This is a genomic window from Neobacillus sp. S1115 (assembly GCF_055385565.1).
The window spans coordinates 1,080,512-1,105,908 of sequence record NZ_AP038275.1; the positions used below are offsets into that span (position 1 = coordinate 1,080,512).

The following is a 25,397-nucleotide window of genomic DNA, read 5'->3' on the forward strand; positions in this document are numbered from 1 at the left end:
ACATTCCGACCCGATAAAACCTTTTCCGGAAACTTTCGTCTAAATTAAATGAGGTGATACATAAATTGAAAGCAATCATATTTGATTTCGACGGACTAATTGTGGATACGGAAACAATCTGGTTCGAGGCTTATAAGGAAGTCCTAGAAAAAGGCTATGGAATAAACCTTACGCTGCAGCAGTTTTCCAAAGTCATAGGAACAGAAGACACAGAATTATTTGCGTATATCCAAGAAAACCTTTCGACACCAGTTAATCCCGAAGTCATCGAAAACTCTGTCAAAGAATTAGTTTTAGAAAAAACGAAGGAGCCCGCCACGAGAGAAGGGGTAAGGGACTACCTTAAAGCAGCAAAAGAATTAGGATTGAAAATTGGGTTAGCATCTAGCTCGACACGTGAATGGGTGGAAGGCTTTTTGCAAAGGCTCAATATTCTCAAATATTTTGATGTGATTAAAACGAGGGACGATGTTTCAAAAGTGAAACCGGACCCAGAATTATATATTCAAGCTGTCAAAGCACTAGGAATCAAACCATCCGAAGCTGTTGCCTTTGAGGATTCCTTGAACGGACTTAAAGCGGCGAGAGAAGCAGGAGTTCATTGTGTGGTAGTGCCGAATCAAGTTACATCGCATTTAGAGTTTTATGGCCATAGTCACAAGCTATCTTCTATGGCAGAGATAAAATTGATGCAATTATTGCAAAAAATTAAGGAGGGAAGCATTTGAACGGTTATAGTATCAAACTAGCGACCAATAAAGATGAACAATTTTTATGGGAAATGCTCTATCAAGCTATCTATATACCGGAAGGGCAGCCGAGGCCATCCAGGGATATTTTGAACGAACCACATATTGAAAAGTCTCTAAAAGGCTGGGGCAGAAACGGAGATACGGCCATTATTGCAGAGGATAATGATCATCAACCCATCGGTGCGGTTTGGGTTCGATTGTTCGATGAATTCAATAAAACCTACGGCTATATCGACAGTCAAACTCCTCTATTGGGAATGGCGCTTATGCCGGAATACCGGGGAAAGGGGATAGGGACTGTTCTGCTTGGCGAAATACTAAGAATCACAAAAGAATCCGGATATAAAGGAATCTCTTTAAGCGTTGACCCAGACAATCCTGCCCTGCAGTTATACAAACGATTTGGCTTTAAAAAGATTGGTGTTGATGGAACATCATGGGATATGCTGGTGACATTCTAACGATAAAAAAAGGTGACAGCACAAAAATGTGTCAGTCACCTTTTTTATAATTACTCCAAGCCATTTTTTATAAGCTTTTTAGCTGATACTTTTTGAATTCATCGATATATTTTTTGATGTCTTTCTATGCAGCCATTGATAAATAATCGGAATGATAATAAAGCTGTTGATGGTCGATGTTACCATACCGCCGATCACGACGATACCAAGTGTTTGCGAAATCACCGTATCTGCATTATGAGAAAATGCCAGCGGCAATAAGGTAAGGACCGTTGCTGCTGCTGTCATCAAGATCGGTCTAATCCTTGAAAGACTGCCATTCAAAACTGCTTCCTCAACAGGCATGCCCTCTTTTCGATTTCTTTCAATTTTGTCTATCAACACAATTCCATTCGTTACGACAATACCTGTAAGCATTAGAATGCCGATTAATGCTGCTAAATTCCATTCACCATGGAATAAAATTAACGCAATAACCACACCGCTTAATGCTAGCGGAATGCTTAATAATACTGATAATGGCGCCTTCCATCCCTTGAAGATAGAAGAAGTAATGAGCAATACTAACAGGATGGAAAAGACAACTGCAACTGACATATCAAAAATCATGTCTTTTACTTGTTCAGAGATTCCACCTAATGAGTACGTTACATCTTTAGGAAGTTTCATGCTGCTTAGAGCTTTCTCTGCTTGGCTGGACACTTTACCAATATCATTGGATGTAATCTGTGCTGTCACCAGAGAGAATGGCTGCCCATCTCGTTCACTAATGGTTGATGGGGACTGGTCTTTTGAGATTTTAGCAATTTGGTCAAAACGGACTAAATCACCATTATTGCCTGTAAATGTTTCAGCGGCAAGCGAAGCTAAAACATCATCCGCAGAAGCCTCTAATGTAATATTTGAGTTGCTGCCCGAAGCGATTTGATCTAAATATTGGTCCACAGGAAATGCCTTATGATCAACGGTAATCGTGGCATCCTTAGAGGCAGACATGTAACGGTTCACTACGGTCAGAATGTCCGCCACTTTAACCCCTTTATCCTCTATCGCATTTTGGTCAAATGTCACCTTGTACTTAGGTGCACCGTTTGTTAAATCAACCTTTCCATCGACACTCAAGTCTGCAATTTTCGATAGGTTTGTTCTGGCTTCTTGCGCTACTTGATCCAATGTCGCTTGGTCGGAACCAGTAAACAAGATCCGCATTTGTGCATCATCACCAGAAATGTTCTGGCTTGTTACCGTATAAGTAACATCCTTAGATAATGATGGAAGCTGTTTTTGTAACTGTTTAATGACAGAATCTGCATCCTTGTCGTTTTTCAATACAACTGAAAGGTTAGCGACATTCGGATAGGTGATAAAGCCGCCGCCTTGGTCAAACACGTCATCACTTTGCGGTGTCATCGTTGAACCAAAATTGGCAGAATAGGCATCCACCTTTGGGTTTTCTTTTAATGCTGTTTCAATTTTTTGCACTTCAGAATCTACTTGGATTAGAGTGCTTCCTTTAGGTAATTCTGCTTTTATGGCAATTTGTCCGATTTTTCCACTAGGTAATAGACTTACTGGAAGGAACGCAGAATAAATGCCGGCGCCTAAAAAGACTAGGATCGAAACAATAATCATCGCTTTTTTATGCTTGAATGCAGATTGTAAAATTGGTTTCATTTTTGAATCGAGCTTGACCGTTTGTTTTTCGCTGTTTCCGCCTTTCCATCCCATAAAAGCAAGAGCAGGAATGACAAGCATGGCAACAAAGAATGAAATGATAAGCGCAATCACGACAGACCAAGCGAATCCGCTGTATGAAGCACTGATGACGCCGCCAACAAAGGCAATTGGAATATAAACCGCAATAGTCGTTAAGGTAGAGCCTAAAATTGCTGGAATCATTTCAACAACAGATGAAGCAAGAATGGAAAGCAGCGGTTTATCTTTCGATTCTTCCCGTTTTCGATACATGTTGTCTAAGATAACGATGGAATCGTCGACAATTCGTCCCATCGCAACGATTAATCCAGAAACCGTTAGGATGTTTAATGTGATGCCCATTGATTTCAAGAAAGCCGTTGTCGCTAACAATGAAATTGGCAGCGAAATCGCAATTAACAGTGTCGATCTTACATTTCGGAAAAAGAAGAACACACAGACCATAGAGAATAAGCAGCCGAGCAAACCTTCTCGAACTAAACCGAAAAGAGAGCTGTTTAATTCTTTTTCTCGGTCAAGTAAAACTTGGAACGAAACGTCTTTTGGATTTACTGAAACCAAGTTAAGGTGAGAAACACGGTCTTTAACTTGTTCTGCGACATCAGTAATATTAGCTGATGGGGTTTTGATTACATTCAAAGTAACACTTGGTGCTCCATTTGTTCTTGAGACGGTCTTCACGTCATTTAAGGAATGGGTAATGGTACCGAATGCCGATACAGGAATTACTTTTCCTTCCTTATTCTTAATTATTGCGTTTTCCATTTGCTGCTCTGTTAATGGCAGCCCATCAAAAGATACTGGAATGGATAATTGATTGTTTACAATGTTCCCTTGTGGCATGGATGGAACAGCCAAAGCAAATGATTTATTCACATCATCTAATGTTAAACCGTTTTTGACGAGGTCTTTCATGCGAACAGTTAAAACATATCCATCTTTTGCTCCCCCGATTGCTGATACGTCCGCTACGCCAGGAACGGATTTTAATTGTTTAATGATTTCCTGAGTTGCAGTGGAACGCAGTGTTTGTTCATCCAATTTAGAGCTTGTTACACTGTAAGTCAAAATTGGAAATGAGCTTGTTGTTAATCGAGTCACTGAAGGAGTGCTTGTAATCGTTGACGGAAGGTCGGCATTTGCCAAGGCTTTATTTACTTGGTCCTCGGCTAGTTTCATGTCTGTATTCATTGGAAAATACAAACTCATAAATAAGCCGCCGTCATAAGAGGTTGTTTCTACATTGGACAAACCATCCACTGTTTTGACGGCACCCGCAAGGTTATCAGTAACCTGCTGTTTTACCTGAGCCGCTTGATACCCCGGAACTCTCATGCTTACTGTCAGGGTCGTATTGTTAATCCCAGGCAAGTAATCCCGCTGCATCTGGTAAGCTGAAATCCCGCCCCAGGCCAAGATTATGACAACACACACAATCATAAGAATGGCTCTTTGCATGGTTGCCTCTACTAACTTTTTCATTGTTTTTCCTCCCATTACTCCATCTATGATTTAACATGATTGTTTTCTGCTGTGAATTCATGATTGGACTTGCAATAAAATTGGGCACTTCAAAGTATATATAACGAGTCTGTTTGTTCACTTAATAAAAGATTAATATTTCATTAAGATGGAAAAAACTTTCTAAGAATAACGGAAGAATATATAGAAAAAGCTAAAAAAATGGGGATTTAAAAGTCAGGGGGGACAACCTTGTTCAAACATTTAATAAAAGCGATTCCTAATTTATTTACATTAGGAAATTTATTGTGCGGTGTTCTTTCTATTACTTTAAATATGAGTGGGTTTATCGAAGTGGCCTCGATCTTTATATTTTTTTCAGCTGTGTTAGATCTTCTTGACGGAAGGATTGCAAGAAAATTAAAAGTGAACAGTGAATTAGGGGTTGAATTGGACTCCTTGGCAGATATTGTGAGTTTTGGGGTGGCACCGGCACTTTTATTTCATTCAATAGCAGCACCATCCATTCTAACTTCTCTGGCATTTATCCTTTTTCCGATGATGGGGGCATTAAGATTAGCGAGGTTTAGTGTCAAGCCGACCATCGGCTATTTTAAGGGGCTGCCGATTCCAGCTGCCGGCCTGCCGCTTGCGGGAATGGGATTCTTCTCATATAGTAATGCATGGATTACCTTAATCCTTGCCCTTTTAATGGTCAGTCCAATTCGGGTCAAAAAAATTTAATTAAGTTTTCCTTTTTAAAAAAGCTAGGAACCTTCATATTCATAGCTTTTTTATTTTATCCATTCGCCTATTTGTTTTCTTAATAAAGGATTAAGAATTCATTAAAATAGTAAATATATGGATTTATCGTGCTAAATTGTATTTAAACGACCTTTTGTTTTCCTTTTTAAAAATTTTGGAGGCATGTATATGTCACATTTAATTACTTTATTTGAACAGCATAGTTATCTGATCCTATTTATTGGGATTTTCCTGGAATTAATGGCTCTGCCTATTTCAGGAGAATTTTTAATGAGCTATGCTGGCTATTTTGTCTATCAGGGAAAAATGAATTATATTTTAGCACTTCTGACCGTTTTTTTATCGGGTGGCGCAGGAATAACCGCAACGTACTGGATTGGGAAAGTGGGAGGATATAAACTTATAGAAAAATACGGAAAATATATTCATCTTGGACCCGAACGGTATAAGAAAATAGCTGCTTGGTTTGAACGGTACGGCAGTAAACTGTTGATTTTTGCTTATTTTATACCTGGAATTAGGCATTTCACTGGTTATATATCCGGGATTTCAAAAATGCCGTTTAAAAAATTTATCATTCCTGCTTATATAGGATCTTTCTTATGGGGGATTTGCTTTATTACCTTAGGAAAGATTTTAGGACCACGCTGGGAGGTTTTCCATCACACGGCAAGTAAATACTTCATTATTTTTGTTATTGTTTTGGCTGTATTTTTAGCAGGCTACTTTGTTTACCGTTTTTATAAAGCCCAAATTAAAAACTTCTTTATTCGTTGGGTAAGGTTATTGGTTAAACGACTGAAAACGATAAGAGCAGCGGAAGTATTTCTTACTTTTCTTACTTTAGTTTTTATTGGCATGGTTACTCTGATGCTGGGACTTGCACAAGATTATTTATATGGTGAGTTTAGTCAGTTTAATGAACTTACAGAATATATGGTGAAGACTGCTATATTTATGAGTTGGATGAAGGTATTTGAAATATTTCAATCTCCGTATGCCTTCGGTGTGATGATTGGATTTACAGTCATCCGTATTTGGGGAAAAGGAAAGAATAGGGTGTTAGAATATTTATTACTGATTGTTCCCATTTTAGGGGCAAGGTTGTTTCATGAATCAGTTATTGAGGCTTTTTCTTTTCTTCAATCAATCGGGTTTGTAGGCAAAATTCATTCAAGTAATTTTCCTGATTTAAGCAGTACTCTAACGATGATCATTTATGGGACATGCATATTTTTACTTGTCCGTCATTCTAGGAAAAACTATGTTCCCCTTATTGTTTCTTTAATTGGTTTAAGCTTATTAATAGGAATAGCGATAGTTAATATCGCATCAACTTCGCAGCTGCCAAGCGACATTGCTGGTGGATATGTATATGGCGGTGTCTGGATCTTTTTTAACTTCTTATTGTTTGAAATGTTCCGGCTTGTACTGGAGAGATATTAAATTCAAAATAAGCAATAAGATAGTAACTCCTTAAAAAGCTTTGGAAGGACGTATGTTTCATGGAAACACACATTTTAGTAATCGAGGATGAAGTGCAAATTGCCCGGGTTTTAAAAATGGAGCTTGAGTATGAAGGGTATGAGGTAACAGTTGAACACAATGGGAAGGCTGGATTGAAAACCGCCTTACAAACAGACGTTGATTTAATCTTATTGGATGTCATGCTGCCTGAATTAAGTGGAATGGAAGTATTAAGGAGATTTAGAAGAGAAAACACAGTGACTCCTGTCATTCTTTTGACAGCACGGAATTCAACTTTTGATAAAGTATCAGGCCTGGATCATGGTGCTAATGATTATGTCACAAAGCCCTTTGAAATCGAAGAACTGCTAGCTCGTATTCGTGCGTGCCTGCGGAATCGCCCGAATGGGGAAAAACTTCAATTAATTGTTGGGGATCTAATCATCAATAAGGAATCAAGAGAAGTCAAAAGGGATGGAAAACTTATTACATTAACACCGAAGGAATATGACTTCTTGGTCTATTTAGTCATGAATAAAAACAAAGTGGTTACCCGAGAGAACATCATCCTTAATGTATGGGGCTATGATTACGAGGGGGAGACCAATGTAATCGATGTTTTTATTAGACATCTGCGAAAAAAGGTGGATGAAGGTTTTTCTGTCCCGTTGATTACAACTGTGAGAGGGATTGGCTTTACGATAAAGGAGAAAACGGATGAAGATTTCGACGAAAATTAACCTGTTAACAACGGCTTGGATGCTTTGTATATTAATACTCGTTAATGTTGTTGTCTTCTTCTTATTTATGAAAACGACCATCAATATGGAAGAGGATATGCTCTTTCAAAAGGCTGCAGATATTGAAAAACAAATTGATAACAGCCAATCCTCTAGTGATATGGAGGATAAATTAAAAGGGTTTTTATCCGAATACTCCTATATCCGAATTATCGGGCCCGGGAACAAAATCGTCCACGAGGTTTCAAACGATAAGGTGCTATCCAGAAAGATAAAAGGGAAATACGCTGTAAATCAACAGTCTCAAACTTACGTAATTTCTGGCAAAAACGGGGAAGAACAAGTATTGGTTGTTCATTTTCCGATTAATACGAAGCAATTGAAAGGAAGCCTCGAGCTTGGAGAACGATTACAGGGTCTAGAAGCAAGAAAAGAGATTCTTAGAGCGATTTTAATCTTTAGTACGATCCTTGCTGCCTTATTATCTTTACTCGGAGGAAGATGGCTGTCAAATATCATCATGAGACCGATTTCTAATATGATTACAACCATGGAGGAAATTGAAAAAAGCGGTGTTCCAAAGACCATCACCATTCAAAATAGGGCAAAGGACGAACTGCAAACTTTGGCTAGAACATTTAATCGGATGATAGATAGACTTCAGGACAATTTAACAAAGCAATCACAGTTTATTTCTGATGCCTCCCATGAATTAAAAACCCCGTTAACGGTCATTAAAAGCTATGCAAATCTGCTGAGAAGGCACGGCCTTGAAAATCAAGAAATGGCTGACGAAGCCATTCAGGCTATTCATTCTGAGGCAACGAGAATTCAAAAAATGACTGATACGTTTTTGGACTTAGCCACCCTGGAAAAGGAAACGGAATTAGAAATCAACGAAGTAAACCTGGTTGCTTTATGCCAAAGTATTTTGAAGCAACTAAAACATGTCTATAGACGAGAAATAACATTGGAATATGACACGTCACCAATCATTGTCCATGCAGATGAATTAAAGATTAAACAAGTAATTATCATTTTGCTGGACAATGCCATGAAATATAGCCAGGAAAAAATTGAGGTTTTCTTAGAGCAGAAAGAACAATTTGCCATTATTCGTGTAAAAGATTATGGGATTGGAATCCCGCGGGATGAGATTCATAATATCTTTGAGCGGTTTTACCGAGTTGATAAAGCGAGGAGCAGAGAAACCGGAGGAACTGGACTGGGGCTGCATATCGCCAAAAGTATCATGAAATTGCACAAAGGTGAAATAGAAATAGAGAGTAATGAAGGATCAGGGACTACTGTAAAATTACTTTTGCCTAAATGAAGCAGGTCAATCCAAAACATAAAAAAGGTGTCAGGCACTTTACTGACACCTTTGTAGAATTAGTCCAGCATTTTTTTGATAAGCTGGGCTTTTCCTTTTATACCTAGTTTTTCATAGATGCTGCCAAGATGCTTTTTTATGGTGACTTCACTTACGTATAAGTTTTTCGCAATTTCCACGTTGGTCAATCCCTTTAACACCCACTCTACTATCTCCTTTTCCCTGGGGGTTAAGTTCTCCGCTCTTTTTGGGTCGGGAACAGAAACATCTGTCCCGGAATTTGGAATTCGAATCAGCCTTTCCATAAAGTATTTATACTTTTCTCCTCGTAAATCCAACTGAAAGGTTTTAGCATGGAACTCACTCCCGTAATCGTCATGTTCAGCGCCTGCAACCTCTGTAAACCCCAGGTTGGCAACGGTGTCCTGATGCAGCTTTAATGGTGAGGAATGCAGAAACAGCCCTGGTTTCATCAAATTCAGCATGATAAATTGGAAAAATGCCGTCCTGGCAGGGGGGCTGTGGTCCTGCCATTGGTCTATATGATAGAAATACCATCCCGATGGACTGTCCGGCGACGATTTTAGTTTCTCGAGCTCAGTTTTGGACAGATTCTTAAAATAATGCTTGGAAATAGGACTCTTCATTAGTATCGGCAGGGAATCACGGTGTATTGGAATATTCACTACCATGCTGATAGGCTGGTGTTGTTCGTTCTTAATCAAAAAGATTACATCATCACTTAAGTGAATCCACTCATCCAGATTGATAATCTTATAGGCATTCTCAATATAGCGAAAAGGCATGATGCTCTCATAGCGTTGATGGGTTTGCGGGTCATAGAATTCCTGAATGACATCCAGTTTCCCTGAAACGACTTGCTTTATATAATCCTTCGCCTTCTCCAGCTGGCTAGCCGTGACCGGTGAAGCATAATAGCTGCTTTCAGAGGTTTCTGTTAGAAAAATGGACCTTAGCGTGTAATCCTCTAACGTAAAAACCAAATCCAAAGCAGCCAAAGATTTTTCTGTTTCAGAAGAACTGGCTGTTAAGACGCTATGATGGTAGGCAATTAATCGTTCAGAAAGGACCCGATAAACGGTCGGCTTTCTCAGCTTAAATTCCTGGATAAGTACAGGGCGAAGCAAATCATGAACAAACCAGCCGCGCTTACTGCTGCGAATAATCGAGAGGGAGACCAAATGTCCGAACTCATCCACCGGGATGGTTTTTTGCAGCATTTCTTCCAATGTTTCTTGATTAAAAACACGAACCATCGCAGCCGCTTCGATTAATTCCTGAAGAAAGGGATCTCGGGTTTCACGCAACCAGCTTTCGGCAACCCGTTTCAGCAATTTATGAATATCGCCCGGACTATCCTCCGAAAAATCCTGTTCAGATAGCCCCATCATTAATGAAAGGGTTAACGGGTGCCCCTTGCTTAGCGAATATAGCCGCTGAATATAAGCTTCACTATATTGTGAAAATGAAGCCGCATAATTCTTGGTCGTCTCCAAATCGAAAAAGGCAAGTTGGGTTTGTCTTACCATGCGTTTCCAAATCGGATGCAGCCATTCTCCATCAAGTGGATAACGTCCTGCCATCACAACGAGAAACCGGTCATTCAATTCTCCGAAAAAGTCCTCCCGGAGCCATTCATCCATGTTCTTCATATCTTCATACGTATCAATGGCCAGGACTACTTTTTGCTGTTCCGCTTTGGTATGGAGGGCAGCGATACATTCGTCAAAGCCTTCAGCTGCCTCTTTGCCGTCTATCAATGAAAGTATTCTTTTTGAAAAGCCCTGAGGTGAATGGGGGAAATCACGGCTGTCAAGGTACAAAAAAAAGCTGTCCGCTTCCACAGCTAAACGAGAGAATTCATCCAGCAGGGTAGATTTACCAATGCCTCCCGGACCCCAATAATAAAGAATTTTCTCCTCCAATTCTTCAGTTTTAAGGTAATTCATAAATAACGTTTTTTCTTGCTCTCGGCCAATGAAATACTGCTGCTTCATTTGGCGAATATAGTCTCCCCACCTCTTTGCCATCCTTATCTCTCCTTTGTGCCAATGACTATTTATACGTATAGGTATACCAATGGATAATAGTTTCAACGTTCGTATTCGAATAAGATAAATCCATGATAATCAGAATTTACAAATTGTTACTAATAATGGTAAATGCTGAACGACAAAAAGAAAAGAGGAGATTCACAATGGCAAGTTGCAATTTTTCTGTTGATATTGAAGCACCTGTCGAAACGGTATGGATTCTGACGCAAAGCCCGGCACGGCGTCCGGAATGGGACTATCGAATTATCAAAGCAGAGCTTGTGGATGCGATTGTACCGCAAAAGGGGGCAAAGTTCCGATCAATTGGGCGCATGTTTGGATCATTTCAATTGGACATGGAATATGTCACTGTTGAACCGAATCAGCGTTCAGCTGTCAGGTTGGTTGCAAGTAAAGGCATTCCATTTAAGTCAGGCGGGGGATCGTGGCATTACAAGGATTTGGGTAATGGACGGTCTAGGTTTTCAACGAATATCCGAATGAATACAAATCGTTCTTGGTTTGGTAATATGGCCGACCGTTATATCTTGGAACCTTTTTTAAAATGGATGACCATCAAAAGTTTGAAAAAGCTCAAGGCTGTCGCTGAAGCGGATTATCAGAATTTAAATGATAACGGGATGCCGGTTCGTAAAATATAGGAGGGAAGACGATGTTTACATTATTGCTGCTAATCCATGTAATTAGCGTTATGGTTTGGTTTGGGGGTGCTTTTTATGAGCGTTTTTATATCCTGCCAAACTTGAAAAAAGCAAGAGGGACTGAACTTGAGATGGAGTATGCCAAGATGATTTTAGCCACAGAGAATATGTTTAAAATCGCGACTGTTGGAGTGCTCCTAACAGGTATCCTCATGACAATCGCTGCAGGATACGGGTTTTTCGAGTTAACCTGGCTTGGCGTCAAACAAATGATTGCAAGTGTTATGCTGCTATTTTTTATCATATATATTGTACCGAGGATGAATAAATATAAAGTGGCTATGAAGCCGTCGAATGAAGAAGGCGATCTCCTAAGCCCGGAAGGCAGAACGTATCTATTTAAATTTTACACAGGGTTGGATGTTGTCCATGTCGGTGTATTGGTTAATGCGGTTTTGGCACTTTGGAAACCTTTCTTTTAAACCAAATTATTTTTTTAAAATGTGATTTTTTTTACTTTGGTTTCCTTCTGAATTGCTATATAATGGGTATAACAAGTTCACAATTTAGACAAAAATTATTTGAGTATATAGCAAAAACTTTTCGGAGGGATTACTAATGATAAGAGCGGCGGTTGCAGGTGTTGTAGGTTTCATTTTGATTTTTATTGAATCCATGATTGTCATGAAGTTTAAAGGCTATGCTACGATAGAATTCGGCGGCCTTACGCCATTTATTAACGTTTGGGCAATGAATTTCTTTGCTGTTTTTGCTATCCTGACACAGGTTACAAATTGGTACGTTAACAGACAGAGTTTCAAGGAAGATAGCAGCTATTAATCTACAAAAAACAAACACCTCCATCTCAAGGCTGAGATAGAGGTGTTTTTTAGTTATGCAGTATGTTTAACCGGGTTGTTTGTTTTTAAAACTGCTTTACGGAAGAATGGAACAACCCAGCGGTCTAAACCGAAATGTCCTGCATTGTAGCCTGCAGCTAAGATCATCACGCCAAGGAAAATGTCAGTAGGAATGTGAGATACAGTTCCTGCAAGGAAGAACGCAAAGTTCATGACTAAAGCAAAGAATGCAGCGGCAGTAGTCAAGCAGCCTAACATTAATCCTAAGCCGACTAAAACTTCTCCCCAAGGAACGATAAAGTTAAAGATATCAACGTTAGGAAGGGCAAAGCCTTTTAAGAATTCCACATACCAGCCATAAACAACGGCACCATCAGGACCTTTTACAGGGTTAGCAGTCACTCCTTTTAAAAATCCTGCGGCGTCGAATCCTCCTGTTAACTTATGAAAACCTGCGGTAAACCAAGAATACCCAAGATATAAACGTAAGACAGTTAAAATACCAGCGGCAATTTTGTTTTCTCTTAACCATTTGTTAAGCATTTGAAACAACTCCTTAAAAGGTTTATAAGTTTTAAATAATTTCTTTTCTACACTCTTAATATAGCAAATCAAATTGGAGTTGAGCGCTTTTTTGTGGCTAATTCACATATCGGTCAAAAAGCTTTGAACACTTTGTTACATGACGATATTGGAAATGCTAGAGGCCGAAATTGACTGATCTCAGGCTGAAAAGAATTCGGGCAGAACGAAATAAAATCGCCTCAGTTCGGCTGGAACTGAGGCGATTAATGGTTGTTAAGCGGTTTGTTTAATAGGTTCTTTTCCTTTGATTACTGCTTTACGGAAGAATGGAACAACCCAGCGGTCTAAACCGAAGTGACCGGCGTTGTAGCCTGCAGCTAAGATCATCACGCCAAGGAAAATGTCAGTAGGAATGTGAGATACGGTTCCTGCAAGGAAGAACGCAAAGTTCATCACTAAGGCAAAGAATGCAGCGGCAGTTGTTAAGCAGCCTAACATTAATCCTAAGCCGACTAAAACTTCTCCCCAAGGAACGATAAAGTTAAAGATATCAACGTTAGGAAGGGCAAAGCCTTTTAAGAATTCCACATACCAGCCATAAACAACGGCACCATCCGGGCCTTTTACTGGGTTAGCAGTAACACCTTTCAGAAATCCAGCTGCATCAAAACCTCCAGTTATTTTATGAAAACCTGCAGTGAACCAAGAATATCCGAGATATAAACGTAAGACGGTTAAAATTCCAGCGGCAATTTTATTTTCTCTTAACCATGTTGCAAACATATGAAACATCTCCTTTAAAAAATTTATAAATTTTAAATAATTTCTACACTGTTAATATAGCAAATAAAACTTGAATTGAGCGCTTTGTGGAAGCTAATTCACATATCCGTAAAAAAGCTTTGAACACTTTGTTACATGACCAAATTGGAAATGCTGGAGGCCGAAATCGACTGATCTCAGGCCGGAAGAAGTTTGGGCAGAACAAAATAAAAATCGCCTCAGTTCGGCTGGAACTGAGGCGATTTTTTGTTAAGCGTTTAGTTTAACCGGATCGTTTGCTTTTAAAACAGTTTTACGGAAGAATGGAACAACCCAACGGTCAAGACCAATGCGGCCAGCATTGTAACCTGCAGCTAAGATAATCACGCCAAGGAAAATGTCAGTAGGAATGTGAGATACAGTTCCTGCAAGGAAGAACGCAAAGTTCATCACTAAGGCAAAGAATGCAGCGGCAGTAGTTAAGCAGCCTAACATTAACCCCAAGCCGACTAAAACTTCTCCCCAAGGAACGATAAAGTTAAAGATATCAACGTTAGGAAGGGCGAAGCCTTTAAGGAATTCCACATACCAGCCATAAACAACGGCACCATCGGGACCTTTTACTGGATTGGCAGTAACTCCTTTTAAAAATCCAGCGGCATCAAAACCTCCAGTTAATTTATGAAAACCGGCAGTGAACCAAGAATATCCGAGATATAAACGTAAGACGGTTAAAATTCCAGCGGCGATCTTGTTTTCTCTCAACCAATTTGCAAACATTTGAAACATCTCCTTAAAAGGTTTATAAGTTTTAAATAATTTCTACACTGTTAATATATCAAATTTAGTTTGAATTGAGAGTTTTTTGTTCACTAATTCACATATTCGTAAAAAAGCTTTGAACAATTTGTTACATACTGGAAGGGAAGATAATTTAGGAAAATTTTTCAAATAAACCTCTTGATTTAACTAATGTTATTAGTTAAAATGAAACTAATGATATTAGTTAAGGGGTTGGTCATAATGAGAATGATCAAGAAGGGATATTTGTATCAGGTAACGTTTATGGCGAATTTGTTTCCGGTGAATTGCTATTTAGTGGACGAAGACGACGGTTTAACCCTAATTGATGCGGCCTTAGGGTTTGGTGCAAAGGGAATATTGCAGGCTGCCGAGAGAATTGGAAAACCTATTACAAAGATTGTTTTAACCCATGCCCATGAGGATCATGTGGGAGCTCTGGATTTGTTAAAGGAAAGACTGCCGGACGTCCCTGTTTATATTTCGGTGAGAGATAACCGATTAATGTGCGGTGACCGTTCCCTAGATTCCCATGAAGATCAGACCCCGATTAAAGGCGGTGTGCCGAAGAAATTGAAAACTAGAGCCAGTGTATTATTGAAGGAAGGGGATGAGCTTGGACACTTAAGGGTGGTTGAATCACCGGGCCATACACCTGGGTCGATGTCATTTCTTGATTTGCGGACGAAGGCTTTAGTAGCAGGTGACGCCTTCCAGACAAGAGGAGGCATAGCGGTTGCAGGGGATATAAGACCACTGTTTCCATTTCCCGCGTTCGGTACGTGGAGCAAACAAACCGCTCTGAAAAGTGCTAGAAAACTGGCTGAATTAAACCCAAGTTTACTTGCTGTCGGACACGGGGAAATGGTAGAAAACCCAGTTGCAGTCATGGCGATGGCTATCAATAAATTCGAACAGAAATTAAGAAAAAAGGAGCACTAAAATGGCTAGACCGAAAGTTGGACTTGAATTATCCGCGATACTGGAAGTGGCAGGGGACCTTGCCGACCAATATGGCATGCAGGAGGTTACCTTGGCAAATCTGGCAAAAGAGCTGAACATTCGCCCGCCTTCTCTATATAATCATTTCGATGGACTGGCAGGATTAAGGAAAAAGCTGGCTATCTATGGACTCAACATGTTGTATGATGAATTGGCCCAGGCAGCTATCGGGGTGTCAGGAACCGATGCACTGCTATCGATTAGTAAGGCATATGTAAGCTTTGCCAGGAGACATCCTGGAATCTATGAGGCCACCTTGCTTGCACCGGATCCGGAGGATGTTGATGTCCAGCAGGCGGGGGCAAAAATAGTCGACCTTTCCGTCCGGGTCCTGCAGGCTTTTCACCTCGAAGGTGATCTCGCCATCCATGCTGTAAGGGGACTGCGGAGTGTCCTGCACGGATTCTCGTCCCTAGAGCAAAGAGGTGGATTTAAGATGTCATTGGATTTGGATGAGAGTCTGGAAATTGTCATAAGAGCGTTTATGGTTGGATTAGAGCAGCGTGGAAATTTTTAAGCTATGGGATGGGTGAAGGGAATCTGGTATAATAAAGGAAATTTTCGATTTAAGGAATGATCACTTTGCAAAGACAGGCGAAATTAGGATTAATGCTGGATGTGGAAACTACGGGGCTGGGACCGACTACTGATGAGGTTATTGAACTGGCCCTGAAGTTATTTTCTTACTGTACGGAAACCGGTGAAATATTAGAAATTTTGGAGGAAGATTCCTTTTTGCGAGAGCCGCTTTCAAACTCGGCTCGCCAGAATTATGATAGGGCTTATCGGGTTCATGGTATACCATATGACATGGTTCGAGGAAAAAGTTTTTATGATGTGAAGATTAAAACCTATTTTCATCGTGCTGACTCTGTTTTTGCCCACAATGCTTCCTTTGACCGCAGTTTCCTTTACCACATGTATCCGGAAGTGAATGACTTGCAGTGGTTTTGCACGATGAGGAATGTGCCTTGGAAACAGTATGGCTTTCCAAATGGCAAGCTGATTACCCTTTTGGAAGCCCATAAAATCACAAACTATCAAACACATAGAGCGATGGACGATATTACATATTTGATGGAATTGCTTAAGCGGACAAGTCCAAAAGGTAATCTTTATCTGCAAGAAGTTCTTGAATTTGGACCGATGAGAAAGTATCAGCCGGCAACATCAAGAGCGAAGATGGGTTAGTTATATCCGATTTGTGCCCAAACTATTGAAAAAACGAGTGTAATAGTCGCCAATAGGCGCCTGAGCTTCAGAAAAAAACGCATCGGTAAGCCCGATGCGTTTTTTCTACCCATTAATAATCGTCCCGCCATTCACATGAATCATTTGCCCGCTAATATAGGACGAATCCTCTGAGGCTAAGAAAACATAGCTTGGCGCCAGTTCATGAGGCTGCCCGGCACGCCCCATTGGAGTATCTGATCCGAAAGTGGTGACCTGGTCCGCCGTAAAGGTCGATGGAATAAGCGGAGTCCAGATTGGACCAGGGGCAACCCCGTTTACGCGGATTCCCTGCTTCGCCAATGAAAGGGCTAACGAACGAGTAAAGGTGACAATCGCTCCTTTTGTGGCCGAATAATCAAGCAATTGTTCATGTCCATGGTAAGCTGTTATGGAAGCCGTATTGATGATGGATGCTCCTTTCTTTAAAAAAGGAAGCGCCATTTTCGTCATATAAAAATAGGAGAAAATATTGGTCCTGAATGTTTTTTCCAGCTGCGCTGAAGTGATATTTAAAATACTTGGCTGCGGGTGCTGCTCCGCTGCGTTGTTGACCAAAATATCCAATCTGCCGAACTCATCAATTGTTTTCTTCACAACCTCTTTGCAATAGTCCTCATTGCCAATATCGCCAGAAAAGAGAAGACATCTTCGTCCTTCAGCTTCAACGATGCCCTTTGTTTCCTCAGCATCCTGATGTTCTTCTAGGTAAACAATTGCTACATCTGCACCCTCTTTAGCAAAATAAATTGCAACTGATTTTCCAATTCCGCTGTCGCCGCCAGTAATAATTGCGGTTTTTCCGGATAATTTTCCAGCCGGCTTATAGTTGGAATCAACAGAAATCGGCTTTGGGTTCATTTCACTCTCAGTTCCCGGCTGATGGTTCTGATGCTGCGGCGGAAACGTCTGCTTTTTTTGACTTTTATTGCTGCTCATTTTCTAACCCTCCATTGATTTTCATCTCTCGTTAGTGTTAGAAAAATGAGGAAAATTATGATGTTTAAAAATAAGTCTTAGTAGTGGGAGCCTCCTAATACGACAAAGGCTCTGTTCCATTGCTGCGAACAGAGCCTTTTGTTATTGGATAAGATATTATTGGTGCGGTTTGCCTTCTGTGAAAACTTGGAAGGTTATGCCGAATTTGTCTGTTACTTGACCATAGGCAGGGCTAAAGAAAGTTTCCTGTAAAGGCATTCCAACTTGACCGCCTTGGGAAAGACCTTCAAACATTTTCCTTGCTTGGTCTGCATCATTGGTTGAAATACAAATGGTCACTTGATTTCCGCTTTGATGATCCTGTCCAGGGAAGGTGTCGGAAAACATTACTTCTGACTCACCAATTTTAATGGTCGCATGACTTACCAAATCCTTGGCTTCAGCAGGCAGAGGATATTCTGGGTTTTCAGGCATTTCACCAAAACTTTGAGAGAATAAAACCTGTGCATCCAGTGCCTGTTGATAAAACTGGATCGCTTCCTTAGCGGTACCGTTCATCACGAAATAGGGGATTAATTTTACTGACATGAACATTCACTCCTTGAATCCATCAAAAATTATTAGTTAACATTTTAGTAATGAGGCCTCCATTGACCAACAGCCATTGAAAACAACACAATTTCTATTATTAACCAATAATTTCATTATAAGACACAGAACAAACGTTCGTCAATTGTTTTTAAAAAAGTGATGCCGCCTGGGAGGATAGGGGAAATCGCAACAATTAGTGTATTTTGGTTTATTTGAGTGTTCCAATATATTTGGATTGCGGCCGGTAGATGGTATTGTTTTCTGCTTGCTCCAGAACGTGGGCTGTCCAGCCGACGATTCTGCTTGCAGTGAAGGTTGGTGTGAAAAGGACTGCGTCCATGTTGATGGCTTTCATGATGGCTGCAGCGTAGAATTCTACATTTGTATAAAGGGAGCGGCCGGGTTTTAATTCCTCTAAAACTCTTACTGCGGTCTTTTCTGCTTCCATAGCGAGATCAAGCCATGTATCCTGACCAACTAGCTCCCGTAATTTGGCCTTTAAGGCAATAGCACGCGGGTCGTGGGTTTTGTACACCCGATGTCCAAATCCCATTAATCTTTCACCCTTCGATAATTTATCCCGCATCACCTTTTCAGCATCCCCAGCCGCCGCAATCTCATCCAAAAGTTCAATTACTCCTGAAGGGGCGCCGCCATGAAGCGGTCCTTTCATCGTTCCAATCGCTGATGAAACGGCTGATACTAAATCAGATTCAGTTGATGCCGTAACCCTTGCTGAAAAGGTTGAGGCATTCATTCCATGTTCAAGTGTCAAAATCATATACGTTTCGAGTACCTTCACATGGGCTTCTAATGGGATTGAACCATTAAGCATATAAAGGTAATTAGCCACATGATCCAATTCATTCAACGGTGGAACAAACTCTTTACCTTCCAGCTGTCTTTGCCGGTATGCAATGATTGTCGGGGCAAGGGCGGTAATACGAATAGCCTGTGACACAGTCGGCTTCCAGCCATAATTGAAATTCCCGGCTTCAGCTGAAATGGCTGTTCTCATCACACTCATTAGGTCCATACCAAAAGGGAGAAGGTCGATTAACTTTTTTATATTTTCCGGAAGTTCACGGTTGCTCTTTAACTCATTTTTCAAAGCTCGTAACTGAGCATCATCAGGTAAGTAGCCGTGCCAGAGCAGGTAGGCAACTTCTTCAAATGAGTAACGGTTAGTAAGCCTTCCGATTTCATATCCCCGATAAATAAGCTCTCCCTTTTCACCATCAATATGACTGATCAATGTTTCGGCGGCGACAATTCCTTTTAAACCCTTCTGAATCATACAAAATCTCTCCTTCCTTTATTTGTTAATAGTTTATATAATAAATTTGATTAATGGAATTAAATAATTTTAAACGAATTGATTAATTTTCTTAATAAGGAGGAGAATATGGAATTCCAATGGCTTAACACGTTTATTACGGCAGCTGATTGCGGGAATTTCCGCAGAACGGCGGAAATCCTCTATATTTCACAGCCATCTGTAACGGTTCATATAAAACAATTGGAACAAGAGCTCGGTATTCAATTATTTGATCGGGATGGAAAAAAAGTAAAACTAACTGAAGCGGGGAGGAGATATTTGGTTCATGCAAAAAAACTGATAGAGGTTTATCAGGGGGGACTCGAGGACATTCACTCGTTTAGTCAAGGCTACACAACGAAATTTTCCATTGCCATATCACCTTTAATCGCAGATACCATCCTGCCATATGTTTTAAAAAGCTATACAAACAAGCATCCGGAAGTAGAAATCTCGGTTAAAATCATTGAATCCGTTGGTATCGAAGAAGCGGTATTAAGGGAGGAAGTTGATATCGGGCTGTCCTGTTTACACAGCCTTCATCCTGAATTGATTAGTGAGCTTTTATATAGGGATAGGGTTATTCTAGTTGCGCCTCATGATGGGAGAGATTCCGAAACAGCACCACCGTTAGATGAAGAAGAGGTTTTAACATCGAACTATTTGTTAACCCATAATCACCCAGGTTACTGGGATGTTCTTTGCCACGCGGTAAAAAGCAAATATCCAAAGGTGAAAATGATGAAAGTGTCACAGGTACACATTACAAAAAGATTCATCGTTGAAGGGCTGGGTGTCTCTTTCCTTCCGACATCAACGGTCAGAAGAGAGCTGCTAGAAGGGAGGCTCTTAGAAGTAGACTGCCAAACCATCCACCTGCCCGAAGCAAACACCTACGCCATCATGAAATACGACCACTCCAAACAAAAAGAATTTCTCGAGTTTATCTCAAACTATCGGATTTAAAAAACAGTGTCCGCCTGAGGAGGACACTGTCCACGAGCGGTGCCTGACACCACCCGTTATTTCAAATTAGTTAAGTATCGGTCTGTCACGATGCTGAGGTGGTGGATTGCATGGCCGGCGATGATGTAGGCGATGGCGCGGGTGGTGACCTCCGTGCCATTGGCGTTGCCGCCATTTGTCCAGGCTGACTCTGGCATGTTCTCGATCAGCGTGATAGTTGCTTTCCTGACTGCGATGAAGTCAGCAAGGATAGATTTTAGTGGCAGCTCTCCCATTTGTGCTCCAGCCACATAATCATTCTCGTCAAACCCTGCTAATGGAGTTTTGTCGCCGCGGCCAACTCGAAGCAGGCGGTAGCTCATGATCCTCTCAGTATCTGCCATATGGCCGAGTACTTCCTTGATGCTCCATTTACCAGGTTCATAGCGGAATTGCGCATCTTCCACTGAAATCCCTTCGAAAAGAGAAACCGCTTTTTCAAGGCCTTCCTTAAGAATCTGCAATAAATCTCCTTCTGGAACTAACTGAACATACGGTACATAATAATCTGGAAACTCATTGTTATTAGGACGCTGCAACATTCGAAAAACCCCTTTCAAAAGTCTGAAAAATTAACTACCTTCATTTTAGAGTTTTTTTGAAATAAATACCATAAAAAAGAGCTGCCGCCTGGGGTGTACCCCTGAAGCAACAGCTCTTGAAATCTTTTATTTAAAGATTTTATCAAAATGAACGCGTTTGTTAATGAAATACATGACTGGCATGCCGACAGCCATTACAACGAACTCCCCAACTGCAGTAGTTAACCATGTAAATAGGAATGGCAGATTGAACGCCAAATGCAGTTCAATCGCAATGAGAAACATCGTAAAAGTGAACACCAACGTATTCACAATCATCCGAGCCCAGATTCCTTTAATAAACCGCGCACTTAAAATCGTAATGACCAAAGCAATCAAAGATTGGCCAACTCCGAAAATGAGGTCATAGGCCTTCATTGGCGAGAAAAATAAATTCGTTAAAAATACCCCTAAAATGATCCCGTAGAGATACTTTTTATTGAAAACGATGAGATGGTTAAACATCTCTGAAACGCGGAATTGCACCTGGGTAAACCCAAATGGCTGAATTAATGCCGAAACGGCGATGTACAAAGCTGCGACAATACCGTTTACAACAATCTCCCGCACCTTGCTGTTTGCAGCGCCCGAATTATACTGGGCGTCTAGCATATTTGTTGTTTTTTCCATATTCATTTCTCCTTAGTTTTTTATAGTGGGAGGTTCTCGAACCACTTAAGGTAATATATTAACAAACTATTATATTAATACATAAAAAAATGGCAGTCAATTACAGTTTTTGGGATAATGAGAATATAAAAAATATAATTTGCGGAGGGGAACCATGTACGAATATAAATTTGAAAAAATTGAGCTAAGCAAATTAAGCGGAAAACCTAAAGGGGATTATCAGGAAATTATTCATCAGAACGCGAGGAACGGCTGGAGGTTGGTCCAGATTTTTGCGCCGGGAATTGCTGCATATGGGTCTGCGGCTTATTATGAAGCCATATTTGAAAGAAAAGTAGATTAAATGAAAATTGGTCGGGGCTGACACAAGAATTTGAGTTAGCCCTTTTGTCTTTGTGTTTCTAAAATTCCTTACATCTTTCTGAGTAAAAAACGAATAATAAAATGGTACATAAAGTTTCCAAAATTAATTTTAATATAAAGGAAGAAATCTAAATGAATCAACATAATGCCAGATTCCCCGAAGGATTTCTCTGGGGCGGCGCAACTGCTGCCAATCAAATAGAAGGCGGATTTCGCGAAGGCAATAAAGGTTTGAATATCTCAGATGTTCTACCTGGAGGGAAAGAGCGCCTGAAAATATTGATGTCGCCTGGATTTAACTTTGAGATTGATCATCAGAAATATAGGTACCCAAACCATGAAGCGATTGATTTTTATCATCGTTATAAGGAGGATATCGCCTTGTTTGCGGAAATGGGCTTCAAAGTATTTCGGATGTCGATTGCGTGGACAAGAATTTTTCCAAATGGTGATGAGTTAGAACCGAATGAAGCGGGTCTGGCTTTTTATGACCGGGTCTTTGATGAATTACATAAGTATGGAATCGAACCGGTTGTGACCATCTCTCACTATGAAATGCCGTTGCATTTGGTGAAAGAATACGGCGGCTGGCGAAGCCGTCAGGTTGTTACTTTCTTTGAAAGATATGCAACGGCGCTTTTTAACCGATTTAAGGATAAAGTGAAATATTGGATGACCTTTAATGAAATAAATGGCGCCTTGAAGATGCCAATCATGAGCATGGGCTTCTCGCCTGACAGAGAAGATGACCGTTATCAAGAAACCTTTCAGGCTTTCCATCATCAGTTTGTTGCCAGTGCTATCGCGGTTAAAGCATGTAAAAAAATCATGCCAGATGCACAGATTGGCTGTATGATTCTGTTTGCACCTGTTTATTCTTACGATAGTAACCCGGAAAACGTCCTCTATGCCTTAAAAGAAGAGGAACTGTTTAACTATTTTTGCGCAGATGTTCATGTGCGCGGGGAGTACCCTTCCTTCATTCAGCGCTTCTTTAAAGAGCATAGTGTTGAACTTGAGATTCAGAATGGGGACTTGGAATTAATCAAAGAAGGAACGGTAGATTATATTGGCTTAAGCTATTACATGTCCCGTACTGATAAAAAAGTTAAGGCTGAAGAGGAAAAGGCAAATGGAAATATTGTCGGAGGAGTGAAGAACCCATTCCTGAAAGCAAGCGATTGGGGCTGGGAGATTGACCCTGCCGGTTTGCGAATCAGCTTAAACAGGCTGTATGGAAGATACCAGGTGCCGTTATTTGTTGTAGAAAATGGGTTAGGGGCGTATGACCAAGTGGAGGAAGACGGTACCATCAACGATAATCACCGGATAGATTACCTTCGTGAACATATCAAAGCCATGGGAGAGGCAATTGAAGATGGAGTAGAGCTAATGGGCTATACAAGCTGGGGCTGTATTGATTTAGTCAGTATGTCTACTGGTGAAATGTCCAAGCGTTATGGATTTATCTACGTCGACAAGCATGATGACGGCAGCGGTACATTAGAGCGTAAACCGAAAAAGTCATTCCATTGGTATAAAAATGTCATTGCAACTAATGGGGAGCAACTATAGTAATAAAAAAATCGGTATCTTTTTGAGGTACCGATTTTTCCATTTGTATTTCACAGTGGCGTCATTTTCGGATTCGCAGATAAAATTGAGAATTCGCGGATATATTGAAAAATCCGCAGATATAATCTGAAATTCGCAGATAAAATGAAAAATTTGCAGATATATTTCAATAATCCGCAGATATATTTTTCCTCAATGTAAAAATGCGCAAATTCTGAGGTATCCGGCATATTACGATACTGAACGAAGCCCGATAACCCCCACAATAATCAACCCAACACTGACAAACCGCCCGGTATTTTTCGACTCACCGAATAAAAACATATTAATCAAAACCGCGCCAGCCGTCCCGACCCCAATCCAGACAGCGTAAGCGATACTTACTTGCAAATATTGAAAAGATGTATATAAAAATCCGAACGATGCGCTGAACCCGCCAATATAGAGCACTCCATTTTTCAATGTTTTCTGCTGACTGTACAATTTTAACCCGGCGGCACCAATAATCTCACTTACACTTGCCAAAACGACAAATAACCACCCCACCTTAGGCAGCCTCCTTCGCCGTTTCTTTTTTTCCATCCGTGTTGTCCGCCAAATTCAAACCAATCACCCCAAGCACAATAATCGCGATAAACAAAAGCTTGCCGCTGTTGAATCCTTCCCCAAAAAGGAAGACATCCATCATAACGGTCCCAATCGTGCCAACACCGGAAAAAACGGCATAAACTGTTCCAGTCGGCAGTTCTTTGCAGGCTTCCGGTAGAAAGTGAAAATCGGTAAAAATAATCGCGATAACGATGGCCCACTGCCACCAGGTTTCAGCGACATTAAATCCATACACCCACATTAATTCAAATAAACAAGTTAAAGCTACGAATAACCAAGCTTTTTTCAATCGTCTCACCTCATGAAAGCCAGCTTTTTAACAAGCAAGCTTAACCTATAGTATATTAGGATATCACAATCGCTAAAAAAATTGATTCAATCCGAATTAAACACAATGGGAAATTGTGTATTCGTTAGAAAGTGTGATATAAATCACGAAACACCGTCAGGTAAATCAGTATAATAATAAAAACAGGGAAAATTTTGCAAAGGAAGGTGTAGAACTTTGGAATACCAACTAAAAACACTTTATTCGGAAATCGGCGGCCAAGAGACGATTGATAAACTGGTGGAAGCTTTCTATCCGCGCGTCTATGCCAATCCTGATTTAGCTCCATTATTTGAAGGGGATATGGAAGAAATCAAACGGAAGCAGAAAATGTTCCTGCCGCAATTTACAGGCGGTCCGGCACTCTACAGCCAGGAATTCGGCCCTCCTGCAATGCAACACCGCCATCTCCCGTTCGAAGTGACACCAAAACGGGCGAAATGCTGGCTTCGCTGCATGAAGGAAGCTTTTCAAGAAATCGGTCTTGACCAGATCCCTGCAGGACAGGCATTCTATGACCGCTTAACACAAGTGGCCGGCATTATGGTGAATAGCCCGGACCATGAATAAATCGTGAAGATCCTCATCAACACAGAGGATCTTTTTTATGCCCAAATAATCCTGCATAGTTTTATTTATAAAAGAAATGATAGAAATTGGAGGTGCTTGAAAAATGGCAAAGAAAAACACTCCCAATTCAATCCCCTATAGTATTTGGGATACCAAATTAGATAATGAGCAAATAGAAATGAACGAAAAAATTGCTGAAACACTGAAAGGCAGTACTGCGGAACAAAAATCAACGGAGCAACAGGATTAACAAGGTAAAAAGCAGCCATTCGGGTTGCTTTTATTTTGTATTGGCAG

The 25,397-nt window shown here is 40.5% G+C and carries 29 protein-coding genes and 1 riboswitch; of the genes, 17 read left to right on the forward strand and 12 right to left on the reverse strand.

What is annotated here, in order from left to right:
* Window positions 1–65 precede the first annotated feature (65 nt).
* The gene (locus ACZ5B7_RS05250) at window positions 66–728 is read left to right on the forward strand and encodes an HAD family hydrolase (RefSeq protein ID WP_464492963.1); all 663 of its coding nucleotides are present in this window, start codon (window positions 66–68) and stop codon (window positions 726–728) included.
* Window positions 725–1,213, forward strand: coding sequence for an N-acetyltransferase family protein (locus ACZ5B7_RS05255; protein WP_464492964.1), 489 nt, complete (start codon window positions 725–727; stop codon window positions 1,211–1,213). The genes ACZ5B7_RS05250 and ACZ5B7_RS05255 overlap by 4 nt, the downstream gene beginning before the upstream one ends.
* A 78-nt stretch (window positions 1,214–1,291) precedes the next feature.
* Here the strand turns inward: ACZ5B7_RS05255 and ACZ5B7_RS05260 are convergent, their stop codons facing one another.
* Window positions 1,292–4,411: an efflux RND transporter permease subunit gene (locus tag ACZ5B7_RS05260; RefSeq protein WP_464492965.1), complete on the reverse strand. Its 3,120-nt coding sequence runs from the start codon at window positions 4,409–4,411 to the stop codon at window positions 1,292–1,294.
* 231 nt (window positions 4,412–4,642) lie between these two features.
* On the opposite strand from ACZ5B7_RS05260, the gene pssA reads away from it, so the two are divergent.
* From pssA to ACZ5B7_RS05280, 4 genes are all read left to right on the forward strand, one after another.
* Entirely contained in the window at window positions 4,643–5,134 is a 492-nt protein-coding gene (gene pssA, locus ACZ5B7_RS05265) for a CDP-diacylglycerol--serine O-phosphatidyltransferase (protein ID WP_423801009.1), read from the forward strand.
* A 189-nt stretch (window positions 5,135–5,323) separates the two neighbouring features.
* Window positions 5,324–6,601 (forward strand): VTT domain-containing protein, encoded by a 1,278-nt coding sequence (locus tag ACZ5B7_RS05270; RefSeq protein WP_464492966.1) that lies wholly within the window; start codon window positions 5,324–5,326, stop codon window positions 6,599–6,601.
* Window positions 6,602–6,660: 59 nt separating this feature from the next.
* Window positions 6,661–7,362 carry a response regulator transcription factor gene (locus ACZ5B7_RS05275; protein ID WP_464492967.1) on the forward strand — a complete coding sequence of 234 codons (702 nt, stop codon included), beginning with the start codon at window positions 6,661–6,663 and terminating at the stop codon, window positions 7,360–7,362.
* A complete protein-coding gene (locus ACZ5B7_RS05280) occupies window positions 7,340–8,695 on the forward strand; it encodes a sensor histidine kinase (RefSeq protein WP_423801012.1) in 1,356 nt (451 codons plus the stop codon). Before ACZ5B7_RS05275 ends, ACZ5B7_RS05280 begins: the two co-directional genes overlap by 23 nt.
* Window positions 8,696–8,754: 59 nt before the next feature.
* Here the strand turns inward: ACZ5B7_RS05280 and ACZ5B7_RS05285 are convergent, their stop codons facing one another.
* Window positions 8,755–10,746 (reverse strand): LuxR C-terminal-related transcriptional regulator, encoded by a 1,992-nt coding sequence (locus ACZ5B7_RS05285; protein WP_464492968.1) that lies wholly within the window; start codon window positions 10,744–10,746, stop codon window positions 8,755–8,757.
* Window positions 10,747–10,913: 167 nt separating this feature from the next.
* Here ACZ5B7_RS05285 and ACZ5B7_RS05290 point away from each other — a divergent pair, with 167 nt between their 5' ends.
* The 3 genes from ACZ5B7_RS05290 to ACZ5B7_RS05300 all read left to right on the forward strand — a co-directional run bounded on the left by ACZ5B7_RS05290 (window position 10,914) and on the right by ACZ5B7_RS05300 (window position 12,251).
* Window positions 10,914–11,411: an SRPBCC family protein gene (locus ACZ5B7_RS05290; RefSeq protein ID WP_464492969.1), complete on the forward strand. Its 498-nt coding sequence runs from the start codon at window positions 10,914–10,916 to the stop codon at window positions 11,409–11,411.
* Between the two features lie 11 nt (window positions 11,412–11,422).
* Complete coding sequence (locus ACZ5B7_RS05295) at window positions 11,423–11,893, forward strand: DUF2269 family protein (RefSeq protein WP_423801015.1); 471 nt, start codon at window positions 11,423–11,425, stop codon at window positions 11,891–11,893.
* A 136-nt stretch (window positions 11,894–12,029) separates the two neighbouring features.
* A complete protein-coding gene (locus ACZ5B7_RS05300) occupies window positions 12,030–12,251 on the forward strand; it encodes a hypothetical protein (RefSeq protein WP_213146436.1) in 222 nt (73 codons plus the stop codon).
* Between the two features lie 53 nt (window positions 12,252–12,304).
* On the opposite strand, the gene ACZ5B7_RS05305 is transcribed toward ACZ5B7_RS05300, so the two are convergent.
* The 3 genes from ACZ5B7_RS05305 to ACZ5B7_RS05315 all read right to left on the reverse strand — a co-directional run bounded on the left by ACZ5B7_RS05305 (window position 12,305) and on the right by ACZ5B7_RS05315 (window position 14,338).
* Window positions 12,305–12,814: a DoxX family protein gene (locus ACZ5B7_RS05305; protein ID WP_423801016.1), complete on the reverse strand. Its 510-nt coding sequence runs from the start codon at window positions 12,812–12,814 to the stop codon at window positions 12,305–12,307.
* A 255-nt stretch (window positions 12,815–13,069) separates the two neighbouring features.
* Window positions 13,070–13,579: a DoxX family protein gene (locus tag ACZ5B7_RS05310; protein ID WP_423801017.1), complete on the reverse strand. Its 510-nt coding sequence runs from the start codon at window positions 13,577–13,579 to the stop codon at window positions 13,070–13,072.
* 249 nt (window positions 13,580–13,828) lie between these two features.
* Window positions 13,829–14,338, reverse strand: a complete 510-nt coding sequence (locus tag ACZ5B7_RS05315) for a DoxX family membrane protein (RefSeq protein ID WP_464492970.1) — start codon at window positions 14,336–14,338, stop codon at window positions 13,829–13,831.
* Between the two features lie 243 nt (window positions 14,339–14,581).
* Between ACZ5B7_RS05315 and ACZ5B7_RS05320 the strand changes: the two genes are divergently transcribed.
* From ACZ5B7_RS05320 to ACZ5B7_RS05330, 3 genes are read left to right on the forward strand one after another with little or no spacing between them, the layout of a single operon-like run.
* Complete coding sequence (locus ACZ5B7_RS05320; RefSeq protein ID WP_464492971.1) at window positions 14,582–15,301, forward strand: MBL fold metallo-hydrolase; 720 nt, start codon at window positions 14,582–14,584, stop codon at window positions 15,299–15,301.
* Window position 15,302: 1 nt separating this feature from the next.
* Window positions 15,303–15,878 carry a TetR/AcrR family transcriptional regulator gene (locus ACZ5B7_RS05325; RefSeq protein WP_464492972.1) on the forward strand — a complete coding sequence of 192 codons (576 nt, stop codon included), beginning with the start codon at window positions 15,303–15,305 and terminating at the stop codon, window positions 15,876–15,878.
* Between the two features lie 56 nt (window positions 15,879–15,934).
* Complete coding sequence (locus tag ACZ5B7_RS05330; RefSeq protein ID WP_464492973.1) at window positions 15,935–16,552, forward strand: exonuclease domain-containing protein; 618 nt, start codon at window positions 15,935–15,937, stop codon at window positions 16,550–16,552.
* 105 nt (window positions 16,553–16,657) lie between these two features.
* Here the strand turns inward: ACZ5B7_RS05330 and ACZ5B7_RS05335 are convergent, their stop codons facing one another.
* The 3 genes from ACZ5B7_RS05335 to ACZ5B7_RS05345 form a co-directional block, all read right to left on the reverse strand.
* Window positions 16,658–17,530 carry an SDR family oxidoreductase gene (locus ACZ5B7_RS05335; RefSeq protein ID WP_464492974.1) on the reverse strand — a complete coding sequence of 291 codons (873 nt, stop codon included), beginning with the start codon at window positions 17,528–17,530 and terminating at the stop codon, window positions 16,658–16,660.
* Window positions 17,531–17,686: 156 nt separating this feature from the next.
* Complete coding sequence (locus tag ACZ5B7_RS05340) at window positions 17,687–18,118, reverse strand: VOC family protein (RefSeq protein WP_464492975.1); 432 nt, start codon at window positions 18,116–18,118, stop codon at window positions 17,687–17,689.
* 211 nt (window positions 18,119–18,329) lie between these two features.
* Entirely contained in the window at window positions 18,330–19,418 is a 1,089-nt protein-coding gene (locus tag ACZ5B7_RS05345) for a citrate synthase/methylcitrate synthase (RefSeq protein WP_464492976.1), read from the reverse strand.
* Window positions 19,419–19,526: 108 nt separating this feature from the next.
* On the opposite strand from ACZ5B7_RS05345, the gene ACZ5B7_RS05350 reads away from it, so the two are divergent.
* Window positions 19,527–20,405 carry a LysR family transcriptional regulator gene (locus ACZ5B7_RS05350; protein ID WP_464492977.1) on the forward strand — a complete coding sequence of 293 codons (879 nt, stop codon included), beginning with the start codon at window positions 19,527–19,529 and terminating at the stop codon, window positions 20,403–20,405.
* A 56-nt stretch (window positions 20,406–20,461) separates the two neighbouring features.
* Here the strand turns inward: ACZ5B7_RS05350 and ACZ5B7_RS05355 are convergent, their stop codons facing one another.
* Window positions 20,462–20,986: a DinB family protein gene (locus tag ACZ5B7_RS05355; RefSeq protein ID WP_464492978.1), complete on the reverse strand. Its 525-nt coding sequence runs from the start codon at window positions 20,984–20,986 to the stop codon at window positions 20,462–20,464.
* A gap of 126 nt (window positions 20,987–21,112) precedes the next feature.
* Window positions 21,113–21,637, reverse strand: coding sequence for a QueT transporter family protein (locus tag ACZ5B7_RS05360; protein WP_464494438.1), 525 nt, complete (start codon window positions 21,635–21,637; stop codon window positions 21,113–21,115).
* Window positions 21,638–21,661: 24 nt separating this feature from the next.
* Window positions 21,662–21,706, reverse strand: a riboswitch (PreQ1 riboswitch).
* Between the two features lie 103 nt (window positions 21,707–21,809).
* Here ACZ5B7_RS05360 and ACZ5B7_RS05365 point away from each other — a divergent pair.
* Complete coding sequence (locus ACZ5B7_RS05365) at window positions 21,810–21,998, forward strand: DUF4177 domain-containing protein (protein WP_464492979.1); 189 nt, start codon at window positions 21,810–21,812, stop codon at window positions 21,996–21,998.
* 152 nt (window positions 21,999–22,150) lie between these two features.
* A complete protein-coding gene (locus ACZ5B7_RS05370; RefSeq protein ID WP_464492980.1) occupies window positions 22,151–23,593 on the forward strand; it encodes a glycoside hydrolase family 1 protein in 1,443 nt (480 codons plus the stop codon).
* Between the two features lie 231 nt (window positions 23,594–23,824).
* Here ACZ5B7_RS05370 and ACZ5B7_RS05375 read toward each other — a convergent pair whose 3' ends face one another.
* Window positions 23,825–24,139 carry a DMT family transporter gene (locus tag ACZ5B7_RS05375; RefSeq protein ID WP_464492981.1) on the reverse strand — a complete coding sequence of 105 codons (315 nt, stop codon included), beginning with the start codon at window positions 24,137–24,139 and terminating at the stop codon, window positions 23,825–23,827.
* Between the two features lies 1 nt (window position 24,140).
* A complete protein-coding gene (locus ACZ5B7_RS05380) occupies window positions 24,141–24,500 on the reverse strand; it encodes a DMT family transporter (RefSeq protein WP_213146449.1) in 360 nt (119 codons plus the stop codon).
* Window positions 24,501–24,707: 207 nt separating this feature from the next.
* Between ACZ5B7_RS05380 and ACZ5B7_RS05385 the strand changes: the two genes are divergently transcribed.
* Both ACZ5B7_RS05385 and ACZ5B7_RS05390 read left to right on the forward strand, forming a co-directional pair.
* Window positions 24,708–25,100: a globin domain-containing protein gene (locus ACZ5B7_RS05385; RefSeq protein WP_464492982.1), complete on the forward strand. Its 393-nt coding sequence runs from the start codon at window positions 24,708–24,710 to the stop codon at window positions 25,098–25,100.
* 103 nt (window positions 25,101–25,203) lie between these two features.
* Window positions 25,204–25,350, forward strand: coding sequence for a hypothetical protein (locus ACZ5B7_RS05390; protein WP_464492983.1), 147 nt, complete (start codon window positions 25,204–25,206; stop codon window positions 25,348–25,350).
* Window positions 25,351–25,397 lie beyond the last annotated feature (47 nt).